Here is a 25,460-nt window from a genome sequence, read left to right as displayed (position 1 = left end):
TTTCACCTAAAGTCTGATAGGAAATATAAATTAAATCGGCAAAAAAGCTCAGTATGTTCCTTTTATTGTGACAGTTTTTGGGCATGTATTAATAATGTTGGCAGGACAGGATTTGTAATTGCCATTGGGGCGATAACAGACCTTGATCGAGGTAAGTACGCTGGCCGACTGGGTTTGCTGGCAGTTAAATCTCAAGGCATTACCCGGTAATTGTGGATTAATTTTCAGGAATTTGGCCCGCAATGTATCGACAGAAATCGTAATATTTTCCTGTTCCGTCAGTTCTGCAGGCACTTTGAGACGATCTGCATAATTGATAATCGTCCGGAAATATTGACTGGCATTCATCGGCACACAGCCACCGATATTGCGCCATAAGATTGTCCGGGTATTGTCATCCGGCATGATCCTGGCCACTACCTTGGACTGAAGTGGTGACAGTTTCGCAGAGCTATTGGTCGTGCAATTTTGTGATGTGGTCTGAGGATATAAGCCAGAGATATTCAGCGAATAACCTTCCAGACATTTTCGTTTCTTGGCATATTCCGGATACAGACTACATAAGGCCGGGACCATTTGTACATCCATGACATAGTCTGTCGGCGTAGCAAACACTGCCGGACTGCTGGCCAAAACCACAAGCGCAACCAATCCAGCCCAGACTCGACGATCCTTCATTATTTTCATGAATAAATCACCATCCCCCAATAATTTTAATTTTATTGTGTATTACGTAATGGTATCAGTTGCATGCGTTTACCCACTGACTGTGCCCCCTGTCCTAACAAGATACCGTAATGCGTGGCATTGGTCATGACATGTTTCACATAATCCCGGGTTTCAAGTAAAGGAATACTTTCAGTATATTGATCTGCGGCAATCCCCTGAAATTCTGGCTGCCAGCGACGGGCACGGTTTGGACCGGCATTATAGCCTGCCGTTGCCAGAACCGGACTATCGCTAAGCTGACGCTGAATCGTAGATAAATAGAATGTTCCGTAGCGAATATTGGTATTCATATCGGTGAGTGCCGCCGGGTTATAAGCTTCACCCATTTGACGTGCCACCAGCTTGGCCGTGTCCGGCATAATCTGCATCAGACCACCCGCGCCTACATGTGAACGTGCCACCGTATTAAAACGGCTTTCCTGACGCATCAAACCATAGGCCCAGGCAGGATCTATGCCGGCATTGCGACTATGGCTGACCACATAGTTCTGATGTGGCATTGGATAACGATAATTATAGTTATGCTTGTTCGCGGTACGGTCAGCGGCATAAATGGCACGATCATGCCAGCCCATATCCATGGCACGTTTTGCCGCGGCCAGCAACAGGTCATCATCCTTCTTTAGATAAGCCTGACGCACTGCCCAGTTCCATTCCCGGTTAATATAGTTCTCCGGGGCGCTGATATTACGTAAGGTGAAAGCACGGCGGAAATGAATATCCTGATTCAAGCGCTGCATAGCCTGATTGGATGGCTGCGCTGGATTTGGTGTACTCGCAGTCACCTGCCCCAGCTTGTCGCGTGCCAGAAGATTGTGATAGTCATCTCCGGTCGCCAGCTTACGATAAATACTTTCTGCTGCCTGCTTGGAAGCACGGTCAGCACGTTGTTCACTAGCACGCGCCAGCCAATATTGCCAGCGATCTTCCTGCTTCTGGTTAACGCTCATGCTGTCAATCGCACGGATCAGGCTTTCCCAGGCACTAAAACGAATTGCCTGACGTGCATAAATCTCGGCTTCTTCCGGGCTAAATGGCAGACCATAGCTGACATCTAACGCATTTAACACTTCGCGGTTGAAGTTGTTTTTCATGACTGTGGTGCCACCGATATAACCGACAGCACGATATAAGGCGCGTTGTACCTGTACTGGTGTACCTTCGGCAGTCCGTTTGACAATAGACAAAGCTGAGTCCAAATCGCTATCAGCCAGACGTCCCAATGCATAAATCAGATAGGCATGCTCTGCCGCAGTACTTTTAGGCGCAGACCACAAATAATTAGTGGGATTGGCCTGAATCGAATTCAGTTGAGCCAGAGACAAATTTAGACCAATGCCTTGTGCAGTTGCAATCGCCTGCCCTGACTGTCCGGCACGAAGTTGCCCCCAGAGTCGCTGCTGACGGTCTTCTGAGGTCATGAGTGGACTGGATAGCATCATCCGGCCTAAACCAGTACAAGAATCGGGTTGGCTATTGGTGGTTAACCATACTTCTTTAAACTCGGCATAGACCAGTTCATCGCCAGCTTTGGCGCGCACTTGTGCCACTGCACAGGCTTCGGCAGGATCAGCATTGGTTACATAAGGCAATACCGGTTGGGCAGTGCTAAAGTCTGCCATTTTTACTTTTTCTTCGACATAGTCTGCTGCCAGCTTTTCAGCCATAGCGGATTGAGGGTAACGCTGGGCAAAGCTGATAATCTGGCTGACAGGCTGCATGGCAAGATTCTGGTTTAAAATCCAGTATTCCGTATAATAGCCCAAGGCATCATTCTGCATAGAAAGACGATATTGCTGTAACAGTTCAGTATTACCTGCATTGGCTGCACGCAAGGCATCATTAAATTGTTCTTCTGCTGCCTGTGTACTCGCTGAACAGATACATGCCACACTTAAAGTAATTAATTTATAGTATTTATACATAGTTTTAGTGTGTTTCAACATCCCTTTGCCTTCTATCATCGGTTTTGTGCTTTGCCCATGTTGCATATCATAAGAGCTAGTTTGAAGATTATAACCAACTCTATTGTTCAGTTATGTAACCTTATGATTAAGCAATATTAATCTACAGACAATTTTTGCCCATAAATCAATATTTTTCCACAGTTAATTTGGGCTATAAGTTTAAGCGACTTTCCTGCTAAAATATGCGCCTTTCCAAGATTTCAGTCCGTGAATTGAATTTTTATTCACCTGTTTGATGCATCAATCAGGCTGTTCGTTCACTCTTTCAACGTATTACCTTGTAGGAGCCTACATGACGGTTCAAACCTTCATTCCGAATGGTGCCTCAGCTGCCTCAGAAAACACTGTTACCCAGCCAGCGCACACCCCAGTTAGCGATGCCTCAGTCAAAAAACTGTACATCGAAACACAAGGGTGTCAGATGAATGAGTACGACAGTCACCGTATGGCAGACCTGTTAGGCGATTCTCATGGCTATGTGCTGACCACCGATCCTAAAGATGCCGATATTCTGCTGATGAATACCTGCTCGATCCGTGAAAAAGCACAGGAGAAAGTCTTCTCCGAGCTGGGCCGCTGGCGCAAACTAAAGGATAAAAATCCTGACCTGATTATTGGTGTCGGTGGTTGTGTGGCGTCTCAGGAAGGCGATAACATCCAGAAACGTGCCAATTATGTTGATATGATTTTTGGCCCACAAACCCTGCACCGTTTGCCGCAAATGCTGGATCAGCATTTTGAACAGATTGAAAAGCCGAAAAAAGAAAAAATCAAACTGGTGGATATTTCCTTCCCCGACATCGAGAAATTTGACTTTCTGCCAGAACCTCGCGTAGAAGGTTATAAAGCCTTTGTCTCGATCATGGAAGGCTGTTCTAAGTATTGTTCTTTCTGTGTGGTACCTTATACCCGTGGTGAAGAAGTCTCTCGCCCACTGGATGATGTACTGGCTGAAATTGCCGGTCTGGCAGAAAAAGGCGTGCGTGAGATTTCACTGCTTGGTCAAAACGTGAATGGTTATCGTGGTGAAACTTTTGAAGGTAATATCTGTACTTTTGCCGATTTGCTGCGTTTGGTTGCAGACATTCCGGGTATTGGCCGTATTCGCTATACCACCTCGCATCCCCTGGAATTTAATGATGATCTGATCCAGTGCTATCGTGACCTGCCACAAATGGTTTCACATCTGCATCTGCCGGTACAAAGCGGTTCCAATGATGTGTTACAAGCGATGAAGCGTAACCACACCATTGATGTCTATATCGAAAAGATTAAAAAGTTACGTGCAGTTCGCCCTGACATGCACCTATCTTCAGATTTTATCATTGGCTTCCCGGGTGAAACAGATGAAAACTTTGAAGAGACTTATCAGTTTATTCAGGATCTGGATTTCGACCACTCTTATAGTTTTATCTATTCAAAACGCCCGGGTACGCCTGCGGCAGAACTGGAAGATACGATTTCTGAAGATGTGAAAAAAGAACGTCTGGCCAAAGTTCAGCAATGGATTAAGCGTTCAAGCATTGACAAGACGGATGCCATGCTCGGGACCATCCAGCGTGTACTCATCGAAAAAGTTTCTGATAAAGATCCGAATATTCTGGTCGGTACGGCGGACAATACCCGTTATGTTAACTTTATTGGTGACCCTGCCTGGGTAGGCCGCTTTGCCGAGATTGAAATTACCGAAATTAAAACTTTGAATTTAGTTTACGGTGAACTCTTGAATCTTGAGCCTGACGTGGCGTAATGTAGAGCATATAACGCACACTTCATAAGGAACACTCTTGACTGCAGCGATTCGACGTACAGTAGCTTTTCCTGGAATTTCGATGGACCGTATACAAGCCATGTTAGGTGCCTATAACGGCCATTTGAAGCAAATTGAACAACGTTTAGACGTCAAAATCTCCCATCGTGGAGAAAGTTTTATTATTGATGGTGGAATCGATGCCGTTGAGAGAGCCGAAATGCTCTTGCAACGTCTTCATGAAGAATCTGAACATAGTCAGCAGATTAGTGCAGATACTTTACATCTGATGATTCAGGGCAGCCAGACTGACCGTGAACTTCAGCAAGATCTGGACGATCAGGAACATACGGGGCTGGACAATGTCTGGCTGCAAACCCGTAAAGGCCGGATCAACCCGCGTGGTGCCAACCAGAAACGCTATGTACAGCGCATTCTGCAAAGTGATATTTCTTTTGGTATTGGCCCTGCCGGTACAGGTAAAACCTATCTTGCCGTTGCAGCTGCAGTGGATATGCTGGAGCGCAATGAAATCCAGCGCATTCTGCTGGTTCGTCCTGCGGTTGAAGCCGGTGAAAAACTCGGTTTCCTGCCGGGAGATTTAACCCAGAAAATCGATCCTTATTTACGTCCCTTGTATGACGCGCTGTATGAAATGCTTGGCTTTGAAAAAGTGGCCAAGCTGATCGAACGTCAGGTGATTGAAGTGGCTCCGCTTGCTTATATGCGTGGCCGTACCTTGAATCATTCTTTCGTGATTCTGGATGAAGCGCAGAATACCACCCCAGAACAGATGAAGATGTTCCTGACCCGCCTAGGTTTTGGTTCACGTGCCGTGATTACCGGCGACGTAACTCAGGTAGATTTACCGCGTGGTCAGCAATCCGGTCTGTCACATGCCTTGCGTGTGATTGATAAAATTCCTGAAATTCATATCACCCGTTTCCATTCGCGTGATGTGGTACGTCATCAGCTGGTACAGAAAATTGTCGAAGCCTACGAAGGCTGGGACAGTGAACAGCAGCGTTTAAGTGCTGAAGCACGTGCCGAACGTAAAGCACGTCAGGATGCCTTGATCGCTGAAAATGATGCTGCGGCAGACGCACAGCATTAAGCTTTAAACTTAAGGATTTGTGTTGAAACTTAGTCTTTCCTTACAACAGGACTTTCAGTCGCCTGAACTGGTGCTGAAACGTGCCTATATTAAAAAAGTTGTAGAAACCACTTTACGTCATATTGGCACTCAAAGTGATTGCGAAATTGGAATTGCCTGTGTCGACAATGACGAAAGTCATAAGCTTAATCTGGAATATCGAGACAAGGACAAACCGACCAATGTACTGTCTTTCCCGAGTGAGCTTCCAGATGAAATGGCGCAGTTTCTGGATGCATTTCCCATTGGTGATCTGGTGATCTGTATTCCGGTGGTATTACGTGAAGCGAGTGAACAGGGCAAAGCGCCTTTGACTCACTTTACCCATATGCTGGTTCATGGCACCTTGCACTTAATGGGCTATGATCATGAAAATTCAGATGAAGATGCTGAAGAAATGGAAGGCATTGAAATCGAAACTCTGGCCAAGCTGGGCTTTGAAAATCCTTATCTGGAACAAAACTAAAATTTCTTCATAAAAAAAGCGGGCCAAGGCTCGCTTTTTTTTATTGAAAGTTGCCCTCCCTCTAACTCCCTCCCAGAGGGAGGGAGAACATTCATTAGAATCCTATGATTGTTAAACATTATAGATATAGTTCCCTCTCCTTATTAGGAGTGGGTTAGGGAGAGGTCTTGGTAAATATCAACTTTAACGCACCTCAAATTCTGCTTCTGCCGGATCAAATCGCCAGGTACGAATCACCCGTAGTTCGGAAATTTCTTTCATTTTACTGTCGAAAGCACCAAATGGTGCTGCCTTACGCACGGAAGCTTTGGCTGCTTCATCCAACATGGCATGTCCTGAACTGTCAATCAGTCGAATGGCACGAATTCCGCCATTCTGGTTCAGGATCACCATCAGCCGCACTTCCCCTGCCAGATTCTGCTGCTTGGCTGCTTCCGGATAGTAGCGGTTACCATAAAATTCCACTTTCTCGCGGAACTTTTCCAGATAGGCGGCCGAAACATCCTGCTTGGACTGAATACCATCCACAGTCTTAATTTTTTGCTGACGACTGAAATTTTGCTGACGCTGTAAATATTGCGCTTCCAGACTGGCGACCATGGCCGCTTTGGCCTGAAACTGGCTCTGTAATTGCTCCTGCATTTTTTTACGCTGATTTTCTTCCGCCTGCTTTTGCCAACTCAAGGTGGTCATCAGGACTTTTTCTTCAAAACTGAGTTCCTGTTGCTGTTGCAGCATATCTAGACTTTCTTGCAGTTCTTCACCTGCATGTTGCTCCATTAACGGCGATGGCATATCACTCGACATGCGATGAGCTTCTCTAAACTGGCCGGAACCCTGCTGGTCCGTTTGGGCCAGAAAATCAGCATGCTCAATTTTTTCATCAGTTTGGCGCAAGCTGACCGCGATTTCTTTGGTACTGGTATCCCGATCTTGCGGCATACCAAATTCCAGTGTCAGCACGATCAAATGCAGAATGCCTGCGGCAAGCAACGCACTGCTAAACACTGGATCTTTCCACCAAGTTCTGACCAGAGGCATGAGTATCATCGTTTTTTCACATTCGCCTAAACTCAATAATGAGTTCAGCTCCCCAAAAAAGTATTTGAAAGATTAAAAATAAACGGATTCGTCATTTATCTTTTTAAAATGCCAAACCCATCAAATCTTCAACGTTACATAACTAAAACTATAAAAATGGTGCTATTTATTTTGCTAAACTTCAAGCATGAACGCTTGTATTTTTCATACAATTCGACAAGATACATCCCGAGTCAAAAATAAAGTTGCCAGGACGCTTCAGTATGCAAACGCTAATTTCCAATATTTCCAACCGAATCCGCCAATTGTATCAGAGGGCGGAAGGATTTATTGAAGATGAGCGTGAATTTCCCTTATCGCAAGTCTTCCTGAATGCAACCTTTCAGCGCTTTGTCACAGACAATGTCGATGCATTAAAAGACTTACATGCAGATTTACACGAAGACTGGCTGCGTTTGTATGCAACACTGGATTATAAAGGCCTGATTGTCACTTTATCGGTTGATTTGAAACTGGTACAGATGGAATTGAATAAAACCACCCAGTTGATCGTGTTCGAGCAAATTAGTGATACTCAGCTGATTGAAGCCAAATATCCAAATATGCTGTATAAACTGGGCGTGCGTTTCGGCTTGTTCTTCTATCAACGTATCTTGAATAAAGATCCTTTGGGAATGATTCTGGAAAAACTGGGCGTAATTAAAGTCATCGATGACTTGCTTTATCTAGATTTAAATCGCTGGTTAGGTAAAAGCCGATCGGTCATTGATACCTTGGGCAAAGTTCATGTGAATCACGCAGTACTTCGTGAAGCCGAACTGGTGGTGATTGGTAATGTCAATCTGGCCGCCCTGTTTAGAAAACTTTCCCAAGATCAGGAAGAGAACTGGGATGAAGACAAGATGGATGACAACCGGGTCACCCCCATCAAACAGAAAGATCCTTCTTAAATCATGCCGAACGTAGTTTTTGAACAAAAGCTCCATAAAACTACATGAAATATACATTTTTGGCAGAAATATCCCTTCAATTTCCATATTTTGCCCAAATAATAAAGGGTGCAATAAGTGATATGTTTTGCCCGTTGAATCAATATAGGAAAATAACTGATGGCGAAGACTGTATTCAAAACTTTAGTGATGACCACGGGTCTGAGCAGCGCGATACTGTTCACTGGTATTTCTAGCCAAGCTTTTGCCATGACTCCTTTCCAAGCCAGTTATCAATTTAGCTATAATGGCAAGAATATGGGTTCTGCAACGCGGACTTTAAGCAAATCTGGCAATAACTGGACTTATGTCTTTGCTGCAAAAGCCGGAGGTATTGCCTCTGCAACCGAAACCAGCCGCTTTACTTTTAATAATGGCAAGATCGGCTCAAGCAGTTTCAGTCGCAGCAGTAAAGTGCTGGTGCATAACAACACCATGAGTATTAATTTCAATCCTTCCAGCAAAACTATCAGTACCAAGAAAGATGATGAAAAACGTTCTTTTGCCTGGAGAGCAGATGTTCTGGATGAGTTGAATGCGGAATTGCAGATCCGTGAAGATTTAAAAAATTCAGGCCTGAAAGCAAATTACTACATCGCTGATGCTAAAGAAGTTGAAGGCCGCAAGTTTGTCAAACAGGGTTCAGAGACTATAAGTACCAAATACGGATCCTTTAATACCATTAAAGTGGTGATGAAACACAGCAAACCAGGTCGTGAAACCATTTTCTGGCTGGCACCAAAACTTGACTATCTTCCAGTCAAAGTTTCGCATGTCGACAAGAAAACCTCCTATGGTTTACTGTTAACTGACTATAAAGGTGCAAGCAACTAAGTTTTTGGCGAATTTCACTTGATTTTTTCCGGGTGCTTTTTACAATACGCTTTTGCTTGAAAAAGCACCTGCTCTTGAGGATTCTCCCGTGCATGCACTAGAACAGAAAATCTTGGCTGAAGGCATCGTCCTCTCTGAAGAAGTTTTGAAAGTAGACTCTTTCTTAAACCATCAGATTGATCCAGTCATGATGCAACTGATTGGTCAAGAATTTGCGCGTCTGTTTAAGGATGCTGGTATTACCAAAATTATTACGATTGAAGCATCAGGTATTGCACCTGCCGTAATGGCCGGCCTAGAGCTTGGCGTACCTGTAATCTTTGCACGTAAATACCAGTCTCTCACCCTGAAAGATGATTTATATCGTTCTAAAGTCTTTTCATTTACCAAACAGACTGAAAGCACAATCGCGATTTCAAATAAACACATCAGCTCAACCGATAAGGTTTTAGTGATCGATGATTTTCTGGCTAATGGTCAAGCGGCTTTAGGTCTTGCAGACCTGATCCACCAGGCAAATGCAGAAGTAGTCGGTATTGGCATTGTGATTGAAAAATCATTCCAGCCAGGTCGTGACCTGCTGCTTGAAAAAGGCTACCGTGTGGAATCACTGGCACGCGTAAAGTCTTTGACAAATGGCACAGTTGAATTTGTTCGCGACTAAGCTCGCCAATGAATTTTAAAAGAGCGCTGATGCGCTCTTTTTTTATTGTGTTTTTCTGATGATATAAATTTAAAATATCCAAAACTCGGCTATAGCTCAGCCTAAATTCTTATTTATTCTTCCAGATTTGATCCTAGATAAATGGCTTAATCTTAAGCTCCAGGCTATTCAATTTCTGAAATAAGGAGTGTCAAACAATAAGTAATTTTTTATCCGATGAATAAACAACAATTTATGTGGATGTTATTATAAAATAAAGAGGCCTAACTATCTGCCAATAGTTAGGCCTGTGTTTACCTCGAAAAAAAGAGTTTATTTAACAGTCACAGTGATACTACCGCTATTCACAGCACCGATAGCGGTAGTTGTGATGCTGTTGTTAATAGCAGTTTGAGTTCCTTCTGAAATAGCACTTACAGATGCATCAATAGCACCCGCATTATAAGCAATGTTCGCGACACTATAATTGCTTAAAGTTTCATTGATTTCCTCACTATAGTCAGTACTCAGTGTCGAACTTATAACTTCCGAGATATCTGAACTATCCGAAACCTCTGATAGCTCCTCTAGAGTTTCAGAATTATTAGTTGCACTGGTTACTGCACTGTAGTCGTAGTTATCCGTGGCATCTGATATGTCTGATACCACCTTATTGTAGCTACCCTGCTCAATACTGATACTACCTGTATTCGCGGCACCAATCGCAGTAGTTTCAATTGTACCTTCAATTGAACTAATGGCCTCTGGTGCTTCTCTTGTAGCTTCTGCAATTGCTTCTAAATCAACGCTTGCATCAACATCACCTGTATTCACTGCAAGATTCAAAGCAGAACCATTTTCAACCTGCTGAGAAATAGAATCCAAGGTAGCTTGCAAGCCTGTATCTACGGTGACGTCAGTAGGTGTTTCATCTCCTTGGGCATATGCCATACCTGCGCTAGACAGAAAGGCGACGGATAAAGCGATTGTTTTGATCGTGTTTTTCATCGTTGTTCTTCCTACTTTTGTTTTGAAGTACCTCTCGCTAAGTACTCCTTCTTATAATGGGAGCGAGCCCATTTTTAAATATTTTTAATCACGCTGGGTGCTAGACCAGTAATTTTCGACCACCTCAGGATTGGCCTCCCATAGCGTTGTGTTTTTTTCATCTTCTTGTTCTTTATCAGCCTTTTCTTGAGTATCTTTTTCTTCATTCTTTTCATTTGAAGAAGGTGGATGCTGCTTCTTGCTAATATATTTAATCAAGTCCTGTTTGCTCATTTCAGGCTCTGCTTCAGGGTTTTGAATCACCTCGGACTCTTTCTGTTTTGGCGGTTTCGTATCTTTGCTCGGTGAGTTGGTTGACTTATTTTTTTCATTAGATGAGTCTGCCTGGCTTGAGACTGACTCCTGAACAGCACTGCTTGAAGCTGTATTATTTTGTTGCTGGTTTTTCTTGTATTTATGCAGTGCAACAGAACTTCGGGTTAAGTTCAATTGACCGAACTCTGGCGGTATCTGTGCACGACAGCTTTCAAATACGGCGGGTGGGACAACCTGACTCAGCAATTCAAAAGTGGCCAGATTCAACATTTGTCGCAAGGCAAAGTTAGTTGCCTCGCGTTCTCCTTTTCCAATCTGAATGTTTAAGAGTGTACGACCAGCGAATCTGCCTGCACTTAAGCCATAATCCTGTGCAGCGATTTGTTTCTGCAATGAAACATTGCCCACGACTTTACTGCTGCGGGTATCTGTCAGAGATAAATCCAGACCGACCATAATCCGGGTTTGACTATAATTCGGGCCAACACCAGCGATCTGCATATCAAAACCACCACCCGGAATAAAATCCAGACTGTTAATACTGCCTGTCACATAATAATCAGAGGCCTGGATTTGTCTTGGATCACGAATGCCCCACTTGGCTTCGCTTTCGATAATCCGGGGATCACGCCGGTTCATTAAGCTCACCCCCGCCTGAAACAAGGCAGATTGCACCATATCTCCCGCACCTTGGGTCACCATTTTTCCGCTCCCCCCATTGGTCACCACATCCTTACCGGTTTGATCTAGAATTGCCCCCACAGAGAAACTCACATCATTACGTAATTGTCCTTTTAGGCAGGATAAAGCCATATCAAAAGGCGTAAAAATATCGGTAATAGGGGGGCCTTGTACCAGGCTAACTGGCTTCTGGTTTGAAGGTGCTAAACCTGTGCAGCCTGTTAAAAAAGAACTAAAAAGGACGGTGACACTTACGAAAGATATATTTCTTCTGGTCAAGGAGAAGTTCAGCATTGTGATTCTCCTGGTCTGTTACTCAAATTAAGACAGCGCTGAGGATTTTGATTGGTATTTGAATTGACTGGTGCTTCATTCAACAACTCACTCGTAATATCAATATTATTGTCTGTACCCTCTACATTGATATTATTGGTCGGGGTATTTACCGTACCGATGGAAGTGGTCGAAGTGCTATGAACGGTGGTTTTACCTAATCCAGAATAATAGTCGGACTCCTTAAGTTCGATTAGGTTCGCTTGAACTATATTCTCATTGGAACGGGCACTGGATGATTTCCAACGCTGAGTCCACTCATCAGAGGTGGCATAAGCGTTACTCAGAAAACATAAACCTAATAAACCCAGATTGATAACTAATATTCTCATAATCTTAATATCCTCTGATTTAAGATATTTATTTAATTTTTCGTTTAAGTAAGATTAAATTTATCTGAAAAATATTAAATCACATAAAATTATAAAATGTAGAAAATATCCCTATTCACATATTTTTTTGTTTTACTTAAAAATATAAATTATTGTTTTTATTAAATTAATATATATTTGTTTATTATTTGTGATTTGTAAGAAATCATTATATAAATTTTTTTTGAATATAAAATTCATCCAAAAAACTTGATTAAGATAATATATTTTTTATATTATCAATAATCAAAAATTTATCTAATAAAGATTAGAATTATTATACTTTTTATATTTTAAAAGTCGTAAATTTTTATTTTATTAGAACTTCTATTTAATAAGGATAAATGTCACACTTTATTTAAAATACAATTAATCAATCACAATAAAGATTACTTATAAAGAAACGCCAATATTCAGGTGTATTTTGGCTGAAAAATTTAAATAGCCCCGATAAGAACTCGTTTGCATATTTTTCGACTTCCCTTCCTTTTTCATCTCGAATCCCAAAATAGTCTTTCTAAGAGCACAATATTTAGACTGATAAGAAAAGAACATTTCTGATGATCTTGAGATTTGCCATTTCCTCAATGACAGGTTAAGAATTGCGTTAATCAACCAAGAAGGCATATATTTACAGCTGAAATACAATGTTTTAGCGTGAACTCAACTAGAATCAAGTGAGTATGCAATGTTTCTGATTTGCGAATTCAAAACTTATCTAGTGTGTTGTTGTATGTTATGAATAAGTGCTGATCAGGGCACACATCCTATTCCCGACAAACCTAAAACAAGCACATCTCAATCCTTGATGGAACAATCTATGCAATGTCCTAAATGTGGCTCAGCTGATATCGAACAGCGCGATCATGAACAGAATTTAAAGAAAATTGGCGGCATTCTCATGAGTTCAGCGGGTGCAACTGCAGGGACTGTAGGTGGCGCTGCTTCGGGTGCATCGATTGGCGCTGCAATTGGTACAGTAGCCGGACCTTTAGGTGTGATTGTCGGCGGAACCGTAGGCACTTTTGTCGGTGCAATCAGTGTCGGAATTACCGGCGGTGTGGTCGGTAATTTTCTGGGGAAAAAAGCCGGGGTTTCTGTCGACCGTAATCTGTTTCAGGATTATCAATGTCTGAAATGCAAATACAGATTTAGTCAAAAAGATCAAAAAGATCAAAAAGATCAAAAAGATCAAAAAGATCAAAAAGAAGCCTAATAAAATTCAGGAAATGAAGTTCATCCTTCATTTCCTGTGAGTGTTTTTCAGACTCGATTGAGTTTCAGTACCACTTCACCTAAACGCTTGCCTTGTACTTCACACAGAATTTTTTCATCCGGACTCAAGCCCTGATCATGCCGTGGGCCGCTGACATGACTAGCACCATAAGGTGTGCCACCAGTTTTGGTATTCGAGAGTGCAGGTGTTGCGTTACTAAGCCCCATGATCATCATGCCATGATGGAACAACGGCAGCAGCATGGTCAGCAAAGTACTTTCCTGTCCACCATGCATGGAACCTGATGCCGTAAACACGCAAGCCGGTTTACCGTGTAGCGCTCCATTCAGCCACAGACTCGTAGTCTGATCCCAAAAATATTTCATTTCAGAAGCCATGTTACCAAAACGGGTCGGTGAACCGAGCGCCAGGCCGGCACACTGCGCCAGATCATCCAGAGTACAGTAAATATCCCCTTCTGCCGGAATACTCGGTTCAGCGACTTTTACCATGCTGGATATATTTGGAACTGTCCTGATTTTTACTGCCACGCCTGTCGCTTCAATTCCATTGGCAATTAAATGCGCCATTTCTTTGGTTGAGCCATATTTGCTGTAATATAAAACAAGGACATAAGGTTGCATCATGGTTCTTAGTCATTACTTAAAAAAATAAAACTATACGATACTTTGCAAGTTTTTTGGTTAAGCTGATGGTGAAAATTCATGATGATTAAAAAAATTGAGATTGGATGCAGATGATTGTTAAGTATTTAAAGAAATTACCTTTCTATGAAAAACACTGGTTTCAATTTGTTTTATTTGTACTTCGACGCTTTGAAGCAGACCGCTGTCGCGAACAGGCAGGTTCCCTGACCTACACTACCCTGTTTGCGGTGGTGCCTATGCTGACGGTTTTTCTGGTAATTATCTCTTCCATTAAAGCGCTGGAACCTGCGCGGCAGCAATTGCAACAACTGATCTATAGTAATTTTTTACCCAAAACTACAATTGCCTTTGATAAGGCCCTGAATGCCTTTACCGATAAATCCAGCAATCTCACCATCATTGGTATTCTGTTCTTGTTTGTGACGACAGTATTGATGCTCAGCAGTATCGAAACGGTGTTTAACCGCATTTGGCGCGTGACTGAAACGCGGGGCGGAATTATGGGCTTTATGCGTTACTGGACCATTATTTCGCTGGGGCCGATTTTACTCGGCAGTGCGTTTGTGATTTCCTCGACCGTGGCATCCATGAGCATTCTCAGCAATAACTTTGCCGGTTATGAGCTGGATGGTGCCTTTGTTCTCTGGGCTATTTCATTTTCTTTGACTGTACTCGGATTTTTCATTTTGAACTGGACCATCCCGAATCGTAGTGTACCGCTTAAATCTGCCTTTATTGCCGGTCTGTTTAGTGCCGTGGTGTTTGAGCTGCTGAAAAATCTGTTTGGCTATATCATGTCAAACTTTACCAGCTATGAGATCGTCTATGGTGCCTTCGCCGCCGTGCCGATTTTCCTGCTCTGGATTTATCTGTCGTGGATTATTGTGTTATTGGGGGTTGAAATCAGCTATGCCCTGACGGCGTTTGAATCTGGGCAGGACAATAAACGCCATCCCATCGTCATGCTGCTGGATCTGTTAGAATTATTTTATAAAAAGCAGAAAACTGGTGAAAGCATCAGTGAAGCCCAAGCACTTGAGGTCTTAGGCCGAGATGAAATTGGACGCTGGCCGAGCTATGTCGCCATGTTTGAAAAGCAGAATCTAATCAAACGTACCGATGAAAATGAATATGTGCTGGTTCGTGATCTGGATCAGGTCAGCTTCTGGAATTTTTATCTGCAATTACCCTATCCACTGCCACGCAAAAACCATCTCACCAATGCCCAGACTGATGACATCTGGATGCAAAATTTCTCACCTAGATTACAGGAAACCGATCAATATCTGGAAGAAAAACTCAATTTTCCATTGTCCGAACTGTTCCGACATAAATAAAAAAATCCTCTCGCTTGAGAGGATTTTTTTAACTGATAGCGGTAGATTTCCAGCAGACTATAGCGCCTGCAGTCACCAAACCCGTCCCGATCCAAAAACTGAGTTCGGGTCTGACATCCAGAATCAGCATTGACATGACCGAAGAAAGAATCGGCATAAAATAGGTGGCTAAAATCAGCACCTTGATATTGCCGAACTGCATACTCTGATTCCAGTTACTATAGGCGATGCCAATCAGACTACCCACCACTGCAATTCCCAACCATAGCTTGAATGTGGGCATGATAAAAGGTTCGTTTAATCCTAAATGTAAGAACCATAAGCTAATTACAGCGACCAAAAAGAAAATCGGTACACCATTTTGTCCGCGGCCATAGGTCCTAGTTAGAACGCAGTAGCAAGGCCATAACAAAGCGCCGAGAAAGGCAAAGCCATAGGCCCAAGGATTTTCAGCTAAAGCCTGCATAAACTTCGGCAGATTAGTGATTTCTGGATTGACCACCAGCATCAGTCCCATTACGGCGAGCAGAAAGCCGGGAATTACCCAGAGGCGGGCCTGTAACTGTCGGGCAAAAATCGAAAAAATAATCATCAAGGGTGGCCACAGATAATTAATCATGGCAATCAGCATCACTTGTTCACGATTATCCGACCATGCCACAGCAACCAGAAATAGAATCTCATAAGCCACAAATAAAGCGCCACAACCGAGCAGATAACGCTTGGACATTTGCGTGATTTTTGGAAAGCTGGTGAATGCCAGAATCGCCAGACTGCTAAAACTATAAATTAAAGCAATCCCCTGCACTGCACTGGTGGATTCAGTAATCAGTTTCACTACAGCGACCAGACTGGCCCAGATCAGAATAGAAGACAGACCAATCCAGGTTGCTAAATTTACAGACCAGATTTTCATGCTTGCTCTTGAATGGTTTTATTGATATTGGGTTTTTTCAGCCATCCCTGCAAACTCACCAGAATCACGCCCAGCATGACCATACAGGTGCCGATAATAAAATTGATTTCGATGTGTTCATCCAGAATCAGCACCCCAAACAACATGCCAAATACAGGGGTCAAAAAGGAAAACACCCCCAGCCGCGATGCCAGATAATGTTTCAGCATCCAGAACCAGATCAGATAACTAGCAAAGGAAATCACCACAGTATGAAAAACCAGACTGGAAATAGACAACACCGTCCATTGAATAGCTGCTTGCCCAGTCAGAACAGCCAGAGGCAATAACAGGATTCCACCCATTAATAATTGATAGAACAAAGTCTGGGTTGCAGGCGCTTCAGCCAGCCGGCTCAGACGTACACTGACTGTAGTGGCTGCCCAGAATACGCCGCCAAGCAAAGCCAAAAAATCTCCCCACAAGGCATCAGTCTGTAGACCTGACCCCGTTTGTGGACGCAACAGAAAGCTGACTACAATTCCGCTAAAGGCGAGAAATATTCCGCCCCATTGCACAGCTGACAAACGCTCTGCCGGCAATTTCCAGTGCAAACCCAAAGCCACAAAAATCGGCGCGGTATAGAGTAAAACAATCGTATGCGAGGCTGAGGTATAACGCAGTGCCTCACCAATCAGATAGAATTCGGTTGCAAACAACACACCGACCAGCAATCCTGCAGGTAAATAGCGTGCATTCCAGAGTTGACGGCGCACGCTCTGCTGAATCAAGGGATAAACCATCAGGGTAGACAAGGCTGAACGCAAAGCAATTTGCATCAGGGCTGAAATATCACTGGCGGCCCACTTCAGTACCACCTGTTGTAAACCCCACAACATACATAATACAAACATGATGACAGATGCTTTGGCATCTAACGGCTGACGCTGGCTCACATACGGTCCTATTGCTCATTTGGAAAGTACACTATAAAAGTGTCAGAAATAAAAGATATACTTCAAAACAGACAAATGATGGTGTTATTCAGGCAATTTCGGTGATGCATAAAAAAATCCAAGCAGATTCAGCTTCGCTCAAGCAACTTCCGACCCATGATCTGATTCAAGCACCACTCTGGATCAGTTTTAGAGAGGATCCTGCGCAATCTATTTATCCGCTGCATGGCCATGCCTGGGGAGAATTTGTCTATGCTTTTCATGGCGTGATGGAAGTGAATATTAATCATATAAATTATGTGACGCCTTCACCTCACGGCATCTGGCTCCCGCCAAATTTACAGCATCGTGGTCTGAACCGTACCGCGGTTTCTCATGGCACCCTGTATGTGCATGAATCACTATGCAGCCAACTCCCTACTCAACCGGGTATCTTGCTCAGTGCGCCTCTGGTCACTGCTTTATTTACCCACCTGAAACAACTGCATCAGCAAGACCATCCAGCACTCGAGAATTCAGCTGAATATCAGCGTCTGCTACAGGTACTGCTCGATCAGCTCCAGCAAGCCCAACTGGTCAGCAGTTATCTACCGCATTCAGAACATGCATTGCTGAAACAGATTTTAGATTATTTACATCAGCATCCGGCAGATCAAAGCTCGCTGCAGCAACTGGCCGAACGCGTCAATTTAACCGAGCGGACGCTAGCGCGATATAGCCAGAAAGAACTGGGAATGTCACTGCATGAATGGCGGCAACGCCTGAAAGTGATGCAGGCCATGTCTTTATTAAATGCAGGTCATAGCGTTGAAAGCATCGCCTTTGATCTGGGCTATGCCAATGCCTCGGCATTTATCAACATGTTTAAACGCTGGATGGGAAGCACCCCAGATCAATTTCGCAAACGTTATACTGTTAATGAATAAAATGATGCATATGAAAAAGGAGCCAATAGGCTCCTTTGATTCAAAATCTTGGTTATTTCACAAAAGTCGTCCAGACATAATCCTGAGACTGCCCTTTGAGGGTCATTTTCAGTTGATCGCCTGAATGCAATGCTGCAACACCTGCCGGGGTACCGGTCATCACCACATCCCCTTCTTCCAAAGTAAAGACCTGACTGATGTCAGCCAGCAAGGTCGCAATATCAAAAATCAATAAAGCAGTATCACCTTTTTGACGCAGCTCATCATTGACTTGCAGTGTGTAATGCACATCTTTCCAGTCAGTGACTACATCGGCGACAGGTACCCAATCCGACAACAGACAAGAGCCATCAAAGGCTTTGGCACGTTCCCAAGGCTGGCCTTTTTTCTTGAGATCATCCTGTAAATCACGCAAAGTTAAGTCCAGACCTAAAGTCACCGCACCCACAGCTTCAAGTGCTTTCAGAGGATCGCTTTCTTTGCTTAAAGTCCGGTCAATACGCAAGCTGAGTTCACATTCATAATGACAATTGCCCCATTCCGGATTCCACTCAATGCCTGCTTCGAGCGAACTTAAGGCACTCGGTGGCTTGATAAACAATACCGGACGATCAGGGATCGCATTGCCGAGTTCTTTGGCATGATCGGCATAACTGCGACCCACACAAACGATTTTGGATGGACGTGTGCTCATGATCAAAACTTCCCTTTTCCTTTTATAGATATCTGAATTATTTTTTAAATGTATGCTCGAACATACTCTGTTCAGTGCCGTCCTTAAATGCACGCTTCGGCACAATAACCACGGTACGGTTTTTCAATTCCAGCATATAAGTCAGTTTACCAACAGCAAAATTCTGCACTTCGCTATATGGCACCAGCTTGCTACGATCATTGGTAAAAATTTCCGCATAGTCCTGATACAAATCAATACCCTGTTCGCTTTTACCAAACTGATATTTAACAAACTGGCGTTTAAACATCATCGGCAGGAACCAGTAACGCATGATGCCTTGCAGAATCAGGAAGAATGCACCCAAAGCCACGTAATAACGTCCGACGCCATCAAAGCCCATCGAGAAACCCCAGATGATGATCCCGATACTGACCAAAGGGGTCAGAAAACGTGAAATCTGCTTTTTGCCAAACGTCGCCAGGGCAAAACCATCCTGAGATTCTTCTAAAGTCAGAAAATAACGGGTCGATAAAGTCGGTGCTGACTCAGTCATAGCATCACATCAAAAATAAAATCTTGCCCAATACTATACCAAAATATCCATAGCGCTTATGGCCTGTCGCATCAATTACATAACTTTGCTTTGGAAATACGTGCATTTGGTTTTAAATAAACAGCAATTAAAACAAAAAATACGCAACAGGATGTTGAATGAAAGGATTAAAGCAATGCATGCTCATCGGTGTTTGTTTGGCAGCTTCTGCTCCAGCACTGGCCAAAATCATTGCCTGGAATGCCGAAATACCAAGCAGTCTGAGTGCTTATCAAGGCAATGCCCAGCAACTGGCAGAATTAACCGGCGAGCGGATTCTGATTTATGCGCATCCAACCAGTAAAACCCAGCTTCCCACCTTAAACAGTAATGCAGCCAGCAAGACACAGTTTTATAGTGCGGCTGTGGTATTACCGGTAGCTGAAGCTCAGGTCGAAAAATTGCTGCGCCATTATCCGAATTATGTCGGCCTGTTTCCGACCTTAAAGTCGGCCAAAGTGCTGGAGCAGCAGGGTTCGATTCAGCAGGTTAAATATCAGGTTCATATCCCGACCCCGATTCCAGTCTTGAACTTTAAAGAAACCGTAGTGATGCAGCATCATCTGGGTGAAAACAGCATCAGCACCTTAATTATTGATGCGCCAATTCCCTATGGTGCGGGAAAACTGGAATGGTTTGCACTGGGTCCGCATAAAACGCTGGTGACTGTCACCCAATGGGGCGACCTGAATCAGCCCAAAGGCTTTTTATTCAGTAAAATCCTGAATGCGCTGCCTGAAGCCAAACTCGGCATTCCGCCGAGTACCAATGCATTTCTACTGGAAGCACTACAACAGCGCTTTGAAACCGATCATACACCGGCACTAGCAACTCCAATTCCGCAGATGAGATTCAACCCTCAACAGCTACAAAAAATTGCCCAGATCAGCCAAAAATCAGGGCAACCGGTCAGTTTCATTTTACCGAGCTATCAGGTCAAAGAAGGAAAAGCCTCAGAAAATTTAAGATTTAGCAGCACCTATCAATATTTTGCGCATCCGGTCGAAAAATTGCGACCGTGGTTAGCGGCTGAAGCGACGCAGCAGCTTTTTCCTCGGCAGATCAAGAAAGTCGAACTGAATCCGGTCAATACTCAGAATATAGATGCCAACTATAAGGTGTCGGTGGGTTTGGGCGTGATTCAGATCCCGTTTAATTTTAAGATGCATTTTTACCAACCTGATTCCCTGCAAAACCAGTTCAATGCCAATGGCGGTGACTTGAAGTTTGTGAAAGGTGGTATGCGCTTATTGCCGCAGTCACAAGGTACCTTATTTCAAATCACCAGCAGTATGAAAATTCACGATCAGGCGCCGTTCTTATTAAGAGCCATGCGTAGCATGCCCTATCATGATATTTTACCAGCAGTGGGTGGTAATACCGTTTATGCACTGAAAGTGCAGCAGAAATTAAGATGAGCAGGAAGCAGAGAGTTATTGGTTTTTTATATGAAAAATAGTTAAAAATCACAGACGTAAAAAAACCGCATCAACGTGCGGTTTTTTCAGAATTCTTATCAAGATTGGTGCGCTCAGAGAGATTCGAACTCCCGACCCCTTAGTTCGTAGCCAAGTGCTCTATCCAGCTGAGCTATGAGCGCGACGTCTTGATGGGGTGCATTATACGAGCTTTTTCAGTCTTGTTAAGTGTTTTTTAATAAAATCACAACTGAATGTACAGTAATTAAACGATACATCAGAATTTATAGTTTTCTGCTGAAAACTTCTGCGGATTTAGAGCTAAAAGCACTTAATTAATTCAACTAAAAAGCTATTTTTTCCAAAAAATTCCAGCACCACGCAATGGGGGAGCCTTAAGTATTCTCAACCAAGTATTTAGCCAGAATAGAATTCAAATATAAAACGACCGTCACCCTTGTATTCTTTATCACTCGCCTATTGTTCCAGTCTTTACTGCTCCTGCTCTTTGATAATGCGTAAACACAATACCATTTGAGCTAGCCAGATGATCTATCAATTGAAAAGCGGCGGGTATTGATTCATGGCTAAACAGGCGTTTGCCAACACCCAGAATGATTGGAAAAGTCAGCAGACGAAGTTCATCCACAAGCTCATATTTAAAAAGCGCCTGTACCACTGCAGCACTGCCATAAACTCGAATATCCCCCTCTCCTGATGCTTTAAGCTTGATTACCTCATCAATGCTTTTCAGAAAAAGGGTATTTTGCCAGTCGGAATCCTCCAGACTGGTAGAAAGGACATATTTATTGACGTCATTAATTCCCAGCCAGTCTTCAGTATGTGTGGGCCAGTAAGATTCAAAAATCTGAAAAGTACGTTTCCCTAAAAGAATATCGGAGGGCTGCATCCATTTTTGCATAATGAAATCAAATGCCGGATCAGGTTCCCCGTTAAAATACGGTGCCACCCAGCCACCATATTGAAAACCACCAGATAGATCTTCTTCCGGGCCGCCGGGCCCCTGCATCACGCCATCGAGGGTCAAAAACTCCTGGACAATGATTTTTCTCATCACGACTGCCTTTATTTTTATTCACTCGCCTGAGACTTATTTTTAGCACGTGATGTCTGGTGTTTCTGTAAATTTTAGGCACAAAAAAACCGCAACATGTGCGGTTAATTGTTCAAGTTGGTGCGCTCAGAGAGATTCGAACTCCCGACCCCTTAGTTCGTAGCCAAGTGCTCTATCCAGCTGAGCTATGAGCGCGTAACTTGTGTGCCTCGGTTGGCAATACGTTTTTTCTGCTTAACTTACTTGGTGCGCTCAGAGAGATTCGAACTCCCGACCCCTTAGTTCGTAGCCAAGTGCTCTATCCAGCTGAGCTATGAGCGCGCGACGTAAGTAAGCGTGGCGGTGAGAGAGGGATTCGAACCCTCGATACAGTTACCCGTATGCGTCCTTAGCAGGGACGTGGTTTCAGCCACTCACCCATCTCACCGTAACGTGCGGCCATAATACAAATTTCGGCATGGCACTGCAAGCGCAGCATCAAAAAAAAGTGCATATTTTTGCTCGTTTAAATACTTTTTAAGCAATTCCTCGATTTTTCGTGCATTTTGATAGTAAAAAACTGCATAAATTTCCAATTATCGAAAATTAACAGAAAATTGAAAACTTAAATGGATTATTGCAATCATTTACGTGCAGTCTGCGCACACATGTTTTATGCTAAACCTATCTCCTAAGATAAATTTAAAGACATGATGAAAAACTGGGTCGATCCTGAAGCAAAAGCTGAAGCCGAACGTTATGACAACCCTATCCCTAGCCGCACGCTCATTTTAGAAACCATCGAAAAGAACAATGCCCAGTCCCATGCAGACTTGGTCGAACATTTTGAAATTGCAGATCAAAAAAGTATTGATGCCCTGAGCCATCGTTTAATTGCGATGGTGCGTGACGGGCAACTGATGAAAGATGGCTACAAGTTTCAGATTGCCGTCGAGCAACCTGAATCCGAAGCGACGGTTTATATCAATTCCCGAGGGATGGGAACTGCCAACATTTCTGGCCAGGACGACTTATTATTGGCTGAGCGTGAACTGCGTCTGGTCTTTAATGGTGACCGCGTTAAAGTGCGTCAGACTTCGGTAGACCGTAAAGGTAAGGCCTGGGGCTATATTACTGAAGTTGTGCAGCATCGTGTCAAACAGATCATTGGTAAAGTGTCAGAGTATGATGGTGAATACTTTATCCAGCCAGCCAACCCGAATGCACATCAGCCAATTACCCTTGAAAAAGAACTGATTGAACATGCCCAAGTCAATCTGGGTGACTCGATTCGTGTGGCGATTGATACCTATCCGACCCGTGAAGAATTCGCGACTGGGCATATTGTGCAGTCCATGGCAGACAAGGCCGATACTGAAATCATCATTCCACAAACCATTTTAGAATATGGTTTGCCTTATGAATTCCCGGAAGAAGTTGTTAAAGAAGCCGAGAGCTTTAAAGAACCAACGGCCAAAGACCATGAGGGTCGTGTGGATCTGCGTGATTTAGCCTTAGTTACTATTGACGGTGAAGATGCACGTGACTTTGATGATGCCGTTTATGCCGAAAAACGTCCCGGCGGTGGTTATCGTGTAGTCGTAGCCATTGCCGATGTCAGCCATTATGTGCGTCCAGGCAAACCGCTGGATGATGAAGCGCAGGAACGCGGGACGTCAGTCTACTTCCCGCACTTTGTTTTACCGATGCTGCCTGAAGCATTGTCGAATGGCCTGTGTTCGTTAAATCCGAATGTTGACCGCCTATGTATGGTCTGTGATTTAAAACTGTCACGTGCTGGCCGTGTTACCGGTTTTGAGTTCTATCCATCTGTTATGCATTCCAAGGCACGTTTGACCTATGATCAGGTCGCACAGTATCTGGAAGGTGACAGTCAAGCCATTACCGAAGACCGTGAAGTTCGCAAGTCGATCAACACCCTGTTCCAGCTTTATCAAGTTCTTAAAAGTTTACGTGCTGAACGCCATGCCATGGAATTTGAAACCGTCGAAACTTACATGACCTTCGACGAACTGGGCGGAATTAAAGAAATTTTGCCGCGTAGCCGTAATGATGCGCATAAGCTGATTGAAGAATGTATGTTGCTGGCCAACGTGGCAGCCGCAGAATATGCATTGAAAAATGAAATGCCAATGTTGTACCGTGTGCATGAGCCACCAGAGTTCTCACGTATCCAGAAAGTCCGTGACTTCGTCAAGCTGCTGGGTTTGAATTTCCCGGAACAGCCGACTCAGAAAGATTATCAGGCGGTGATTGAAGCGACCAAAGAACGGATTGATGCACCAAGTATTCATGCCGTGTTATTACGCTCCATGATGCAGGCTTACTATGGTGCGAGTAATGCAGGCCATTATGGTCTGGCTTATGAAGCCTATACACATTTCACTTCACCAATTCGCCGTTATCCGGATTTGTTATTGCATCGTGCAATCAAAGCACATTTAAATAACAAGCCATCTCCGCTTTCAGGCGGTGCTTTAGATGAAGCTGGTGACCATTTCTCTGCCACAGAACGTCGTGCAGATGAAGCGTCGCGCTCGGTGACGACCTGGTTGAAATGTCATTATATGCAGCAGCATCTGGGCGAAGAATTTGTCGGCATTATTAGTGCAACGGCAGAATTTGGCCTGTTTGTCACGTTAAAAGATCTGTATGTCGATGGTATGGTGCATGTCAGCCAGCTAGGTGATGACTTCTTTGTCTTTGATCAAAGCAGCCAGAATCTGATCGGCCAGAACCGTGGTCAGGTCTTTGGTCTGGGTGATGAAGTCAAAATCAAGGTTGCCGGTGTCAATCTGGAAGAACGTAAGATCGATTTTGAACTGGTGCAACAACTCAGTCATGCCGGCCGTGCAGTTCGTGCCCGTGCACCGCGCGTGAGTGAGAAAAAACCAGTATCACGTCCAGCAGCGACAGAAGAAGTGTTTGGCAATAATGAACGTGAATCTAAATCCAACTTGAGCGCCGATGGAGAACAACCCATACGACGCAAAAAAGGAAAAGGAAAACCCAGCTCTTACAGTAAAAAGTCTGCTAAACCATCTGCAGGAAAGCCTGAAGCAAAGGTTAAAGATAAAGTAAAGAAAAAGGCCAAGGTCAAAAAGAAAAAGTCGAATGCAAAAGCCAAGACTGAATAATTTTTGATGGTTTAAAAAGAGCGCTATGGCGCTCTTTTTTATTCATAATCAAAATACTAACTAGAAATAAAAAGGAATTATAAATTGGAAGTTATTAATATTCTAACATTAATCATTTCTCTTATGGCTCTGCTCGTAACCTACGCAGTATTTAAATCCGATCAGCAACCACAAATTATTAGGGTCTGTTGACATTTACTGTTCATAATTAACCCTATAAAGGTAGCCATAAAAATATACAGGCTAAAGCAACAGAACTTTGATAATTTCTTTTGAGCTTGTCA

Annotated in this window: 23 protein-coding genes, 4 tRNA genes and 1 pseudogene; 11 read left to right on the top strand and 17 right to left on the bottom strand. The window is 43.6% G+C overall.

Translation table 11 applies throughout. The features are described from left to right. Positions 1-48: 48 nt before the first annotated feature. Positions 49-687, bottom strand: a complete 639-nt coding sequence (locus tag ACTL4S_RS14555; protein ID WP_247143177.1) for a ribonuclease T2 family protein — start codon at positions 685-687, stop codon at positions 49-51. Between the two features lie 32 nt (positions 688-719). Continuing rightward, entirely contained in the window at positions 720-2,654 is a 1,935-nt protein-coding gene (locus ACTL4S_RS14550; protein ID WP_441299584.1) for a lytic transglycosylase domain-containing protein, read from the bottom strand. 334 nt (positions 2,655-2,988) lie between these two features. Between ACTL4S_RS14550 and miaB the strand changes: the two genes are divergently transcribed. From miaB to ybeY, 3 genes are read left to right on the top strand one after another with little or no spacing between them, the layout of a single operon-like run. After that, the gene (miaB, locus tag ACTL4S_RS14545) at positions 2,989-4,446 is read left to right on the top strand and encodes a tRNA (N6-isopentenyl adenosine(37)-C2)-methylthiotransferase MiaB (protein WP_005248171.1); all 1,458 of its coding nucleotides are present in this window, start codon (positions 2,989-2,991) and stop codon (positions 4,444-4,446) included. 37 nt (positions 4,447-4,483) lie between these two features. Further along, a complete protein-coding gene (locus ACTL4S_RS14540; RefSeq protein ID WP_004732214.1) occupies positions 4,484-5,560 on the top strand; it encodes a PhoH family protein in 1,077 nt (358 codons plus the stop codon). Positions 5,561-5,582: 22 nt separating this feature from the next. Continuing rightward, positions 5,583-6,065: an rRNA maturation RNase YbeY gene (gene ybeY, locus ACTL4S_RS14535; RefSeq protein ID WP_441299583.1), complete on the top strand. Its 483-nt coding sequence runs from the start codon at positions 5,583-5,585 to the stop codon at positions 6,063-6,065. Between the two features lie 183 nt (positions 6,066-6,248). Here ybeY and ACTL4S_RS14530 read toward each other — a convergent pair whose 3' ends face one another. Continuing rightward, positions 6,249-7,106 carry an energy transducer TonB gene (locus tag ACTL4S_RS14530; protein WP_171260775.1) on the bottom strand — a complete coding sequence of 286 codons (858 nt, stop codon included), beginning with the start codon at positions 7,104-7,106 and terminating at the stop codon, positions 6,249-6,251. Between the two features lie 263 nt (positions 7,107-7,369). On the opposite strand from ACTL4S_RS14530, the gene ACTL4S_RS14525 reads away from it, so the two are divergent. The 3 genes from ACTL4S_RS14525 (at position 7,370) to ACTL4S_RS14515 (ending at position 9,593) form a co-directional block, all read left to right on the top strand. After that, on the top strand, positions 7,370-8,056 hold the full coding sequence (locus ACTL4S_RS14525; RefSeq protein WP_441299582.1) for a hypothetical protein: 687 nt from the start codon (positions 7,370-7,372) through the stop codon (positions 8,054-8,056). A gap of 159 nt (positions 8,057-8,215) precedes the next feature. Further along, positions 8,216-8,929, top strand: coding sequence for a DUF3108 domain-containing protein (locus ACTL4S_RS14520; protein WP_071850839.1), 714 nt, complete (start codon positions 8,216-8,218; stop codon positions 8,927-8,929). 88 nt (positions 8,930-9,017) lie between these two features. Continuing rightward, on the top strand, positions 9,018-9,593 hold the full coding sequence (locus ACTL4S_RS14515) for a xanthine phosphoribosyltransferase (protein ID WP_004732222.1): 576 nt from the start codon (positions 9,018-9,020) through the stop codon (positions 9,591-9,593). 312 nt (positions 9,594-9,905) lie between these two features. Here ACTL4S_RS14515 and ACTL4S_RS14510 read toward each other — a convergent pair whose 3' ends face one another. From ACTL4S_RS14510 to ACTL4S_RS14500, 3 genes are all read right to left on the bottom strand, one after another. Further along, positions 9,906-10,580 (bottom strand): hypothetical protein, encoded by a 675-nt coding sequence (locus ACTL4S_RS14510; RefSeq protein ID WP_005101144.1) that lies wholly within the window; start codon positions 10,578-10,580, stop codon positions 9,906-9,908. 84 nt (positions 10,581-10,664) lie between these two features. After that, a complete protein-coding gene (locus ACTL4S_RS14505; RefSeq protein ID WP_441299581.1) occupies positions 10,665-11,870 on the bottom strand; it encodes a CsgG/HfaB family protein in 1,206 nt (401 codons plus the stop codon). Next, positions 11,864-12,241, bottom strand: coding sequence for a hypothetical protein (locus ACTL4S_RS14500; protein ID WP_005249935.1), 378 nt, complete (start codon positions 12,239-12,241; stop codon positions 11,864-11,866). Before ACTL4S_RS14500 ends, ACTL4S_RS14505 begins: the two co-directional genes overlap by 7 nt. An 847-nt stretch (positions 12,242-13,088) precedes the next feature. On the opposite strand from ACTL4S_RS14500, the gene ACTL4S_RS14495 reads away from it, so the two are divergent. Beyond that, entirely contained in the window at positions 13,089-13,496 is a 408-nt protein-coding gene (locus tag ACTL4S_RS14495) for a hypothetical protein (RefSeq protein WP_171054336.1), read from the top strand. A gap of 47 nt (positions 13,497-13,543) precedes the next feature. On the opposite strand, the gene wrbA is transcribed toward ACTL4S_RS14495, so the two are convergent. Beyond that, positions 13,544-14,140, bottom strand: a complete 597-nt coding sequence (gene wrbA, locus ACTL4S_RS14490; RefSeq protein WP_253112448.1) for an NAD(P)H:quinone oxidoreductase — start codon at positions 14,138-14,140, stop codon at positions 13,544-13,546. A gap of 113 nt (positions 14,141-14,253) precedes the next feature. On the opposite strand from wrbA, the gene ACTL4S_RS14485 reads away from it, so the two are divergent. Continuing rightward, on the top strand, positions 14,254-15,501 hold the full coding sequence (locus tag ACTL4S_RS14485; protein ID WP_004645086.1) for a YihY family inner membrane protein: 1,248 nt from the start codon (positions 14,254-14,256) through the stop codon (positions 15,499-15,501). A 28-nt stretch (positions 15,502-15,529) separates the two neighbouring features. Here ACTL4S_RS14485 and yddG read toward each other — a convergent pair whose 3' ends face one another. Both yddG and ACTL4S_RS14475 read right to left on the bottom strand, forming a co-directional pair. Further along, complete coding sequence (gene yddG / locus ACTL4S_RS14480) at positions 15,530-16,417, bottom strand: aromatic amino acid DMT transporter YddG (protein WP_441299580.1); 888 nt, start codon at positions 16,415-16,417, stop codon at positions 15,530-15,532. After that, on the bottom strand, positions 16,414-17,352 hold the full coding sequence (locus tag ACTL4S_RS14475; RefSeq protein WP_441299579.1) for a DMT family transporter: 939 nt from the start codon (positions 17,350-17,352) through the stop codon (positions 16,414-16,416). The genes yddG and ACTL4S_RS14475 overlap by 4 nt, the downstream gene beginning before the upstream one ends. A 104-nt stretch (positions 17,353-17,456) precedes the next feature. Here ACTL4S_RS14475 and ACTL4S_RS14470 point away from each other — a divergent pair, with 104 nt between their 5' ends. Beyond that, positions 17,457-18,278 carry an AraC family transcriptional regulator gene (locus tag ACTL4S_RS14470; protein WP_441299578.1) on the top strand — a complete coding sequence of 274 codons (822 nt, stop codon included), beginning with the start codon at positions 17,457-17,459 and terminating at the stop codon, positions 18,276-18,278. 52 nt (positions 18,279-18,330) lie between these two features. Here the strand turns inward: ACTL4S_RS14470 and ACTL4S_RS14465 are convergent, their stop codons facing one another. Both ACTL4S_RS14465 and ACTL4S_RS14460 read right to left on the bottom strand, forming a co-directional pair. Next, on the bottom strand, positions 18,331-18,972 hold the full coding sequence (locus tag ACTL4S_RS14465) for a fumarylacetoacetate hydrolase family protein (RefSeq protein WP_441299577.1): 642 nt from the start codon (positions 18,970-18,972) through the stop codon (positions 18,331-18,333). Between the two features lie 37 nt (positions 18,973-19,009). Beyond that, a complete protein-coding gene (locus tag ACTL4S_RS14460; protein WP_004281456.1) occupies positions 19,010-19,507 on the bottom strand; it encodes a YcxB family protein in 498 nt (165 codons plus the stop codon). Positions 19,508-19,665: 158 nt separating this feature from the next. On the opposite strand from ACTL4S_RS14460, the gene ACTL4S_RS14455 reads away from it, so the two are divergent. Beyond that, on the top strand, positions 19,666-20,964 hold the full coding sequence (locus tag ACTL4S_RS14455; RefSeq protein WP_441299576.1) for an SRPBCC family protein: 1,299 nt from the start codon (positions 19,666-19,668) through the stop codon (positions 20,962-20,964). Positions 20,965-21,069: 105 nt separating this feature from the next. On the opposite strand, the gene ACTL4S_RS14450 is transcribed toward ACTL4S_RS14455, so the two are convergent. The 5 genes from ACTL4S_RS14450 to ACTL4S_RS14430 form a co-directional block, all read right to left on the bottom strand. Continuing rightward, positions 21,070-21,146 (bottom strand) — tRNA-Arg (locus tag ACTL4S_RS14450). 287 nt (positions 21,147-21,433) lie between these two features. Continuing rightward, the gene (locus ACTL4S_RS14445; protein WP_313564520.1) at positions 21,434-22,039 is read right to left on the bottom strand and encodes a dihydrofolate reductase family protein; all 606 of its coding nucleotides are present in this window, start codon (positions 22,037-22,039) and stop codon (positions 21,434-21,436) included. A 118-nt stretch (positions 22,040-22,157) separates the two neighbouring features. Continuing rightward, positions 22,158-22,234 (bottom strand) — tRNA-Arg (locus ACTL4S_RS14440). Between the two features lie 49 nt (positions 22,235-22,283). Beyond that, positions 22,284-22,360: transfer RNA gene (locus ACTL4S_RS14435), tRNA-Arg, on the bottom strand. A 16-nt stretch (positions 22,361-22,376) separates the two neighbouring features. Further along, positions 22,377-22,466 (bottom strand) — tRNA-Ser (locus ACTL4S_RS14430). 262 nt (positions 22,467-22,728) lie between these two features. On the opposite strand from ACTL4S_RS14430, the gene rnr reads away from it, so the two are divergent. After that, entirely contained in the window at positions 22,729-25,176 is a 2,448-nt protein-coding gene (gene rnr, locus ACTL4S_RS14425) for a ribonuclease R (protein ID WP_441299575.1), read from the top strand. Between the two features lie 195 nt (positions 25,177-25,371). Here rnr and ACTL4S_RS14420 read toward each other — a convergent pair. Continuing rightward, positions 25,372-25,460, bottom strand: a pseudogene (locus ACTL4S_RS14420) (IS5/IS1182 family transposase); the annotation flags it as partial.

Origin of the sequence: Acinetobacter lwoffii, from assembly GCF_052078135.1 — a bacterium.
Lineage (GTDB): Bacteria > Pseudomonadota > Gammaproteobacteria > Pseudomonadales > Moraxellaceae > Acinetobacter > Acinetobacter lwoffii_Z.
The sequence above is the reverse complement of the archived record's forward strand: the minus strand, read 5'-3'. Positions and strand labels throughout refer to the sequence as shown.

Coding starts and splice junctions, on each gene's coding strand:
- yddG (WP_441299580.1), bottom strand. CDS start 16,417: ATGAAAATCTGGTCTGTAAATTTAGCAACCTGGATTGGTCTGTCTTCT.
- ACTL4S_RS14505 (WP_441299581.1), bottom strand. CDS start 11,870: ATGCTGAACTTCTCCTTGACCAGAAGAAATATATCTTTCGTAAGTGTC.
- ACTL4S_RS14500 (WP_005249935.1), bottom strand. CDS start 12,241: ATGAGAATATTAGTTATCAATCTGGGTTTATTAGGTTTATGTTTTCTG.
- ACTL4S_RS14455 (WP_441299576.1), top strand. CDS start 19,666: ATGAAAGGATTAAAGCAATGCATGCTCATCGGTGTTTGTTTGGCAGCT.
- ACTL4S_RS14520 (WP_071850839.1), top strand. CDS start 8,216: ATGGCGAAGACTGTATTCAAAACTTTAGTGATGACCACGGGTCTGAGC.
- ACTL4S_RS14465 (WP_441299577.1), bottom strand. CDS start 18,972: ATGAGCACACGTCCATCCAAAATCGTTTGTGTGGGTCGCAGTTATGCC.
- ACTL4S_RS14485 (WP_004645086.1), top strand. CDS start 14,254: ATGATTGTTAAGTATTTAAAGAAATTACCTTTCTATGAAAAACACTGG.
- miaB (WP_005248171.1), top strand. CDS start 2,989: ATGACGGTTCAAACCTTCATTCCGAATGGTGCCTCAGCTGCCTCAGAA.
- ACTL4S_RS14550 (WP_441299584.1), bottom strand. CDS start 2,654: ATGTATAAATACTATAAATTAATTACTTTAAGTGTGGCATGTATCTGT.
- ACTL4S_RS14495 (WP_171054336.1), top strand. CDS start 13,089: ATGGAACAATCTATGCAATGTCCTAAATGTGGCTCAGCTGATATCGAA.
- ACTL4S_RS14470 (WP_441299578.1), top strand. CDS start 17,457: ATGCATAAAAAAATCCAAGCAGATTCAGCTTCGCTCAAGCAACTTCCG.
- wrbA (WP_253112448.1), bottom strand. CDS start 14,140: ATGCAACCTTATGTCCTTGTTTTATATTACAGCAAATATGGCTCAACC.
- ACTL4S_RS14525 (WP_441299582.1), top strand. CDS start 7,370: ATGCAAACGCTAATTTCCAATATTTCCAACCGAATCCGCCAATTGTAT.
- ACTL4S_RS14460 (WP_004281456.1), bottom strand. CDS start 19,507: ATGACTGAGTCAGCACCGACTTTATCGACCCGTTATTTTCTGACTTTA.
- rnr (WP_441299575.1), top strand. CDS start 22,729: ATGATGAAAAACTGGGTCGATCCTGAAGCAAAAGCTGAAGCCGAACGT.
- ACTL4S_RS14530 (WP_171260775.1), bottom strand. CDS start 7,106: ATGCCTCTGGTCAGAACTTGGTGGAAAGATCCAGTGTTTAGCAGTGCG.
- ACTL4S_RS14445 (WP_313564520.1), bottom strand. CDS start 22,039: ATGAGAAAAATCATTGTCCAGGAGTTTTTGACCCTCGATGGCGTGATG.
- ACTL4S_RS14510 (WP_005101144.1), bottom strand. CDS start 10,580: ATGAAAAACACGATCAAAACAATCGCTTTATCCGTCGCCTTTCTGTCT.
- ACTL4S_RS14555 (WP_247143177.1), bottom strand. CDS start 687: ATGAAAATAATGAAGGATCGTCGAGTCTGGGCTGGATTGGTTGCGCTT.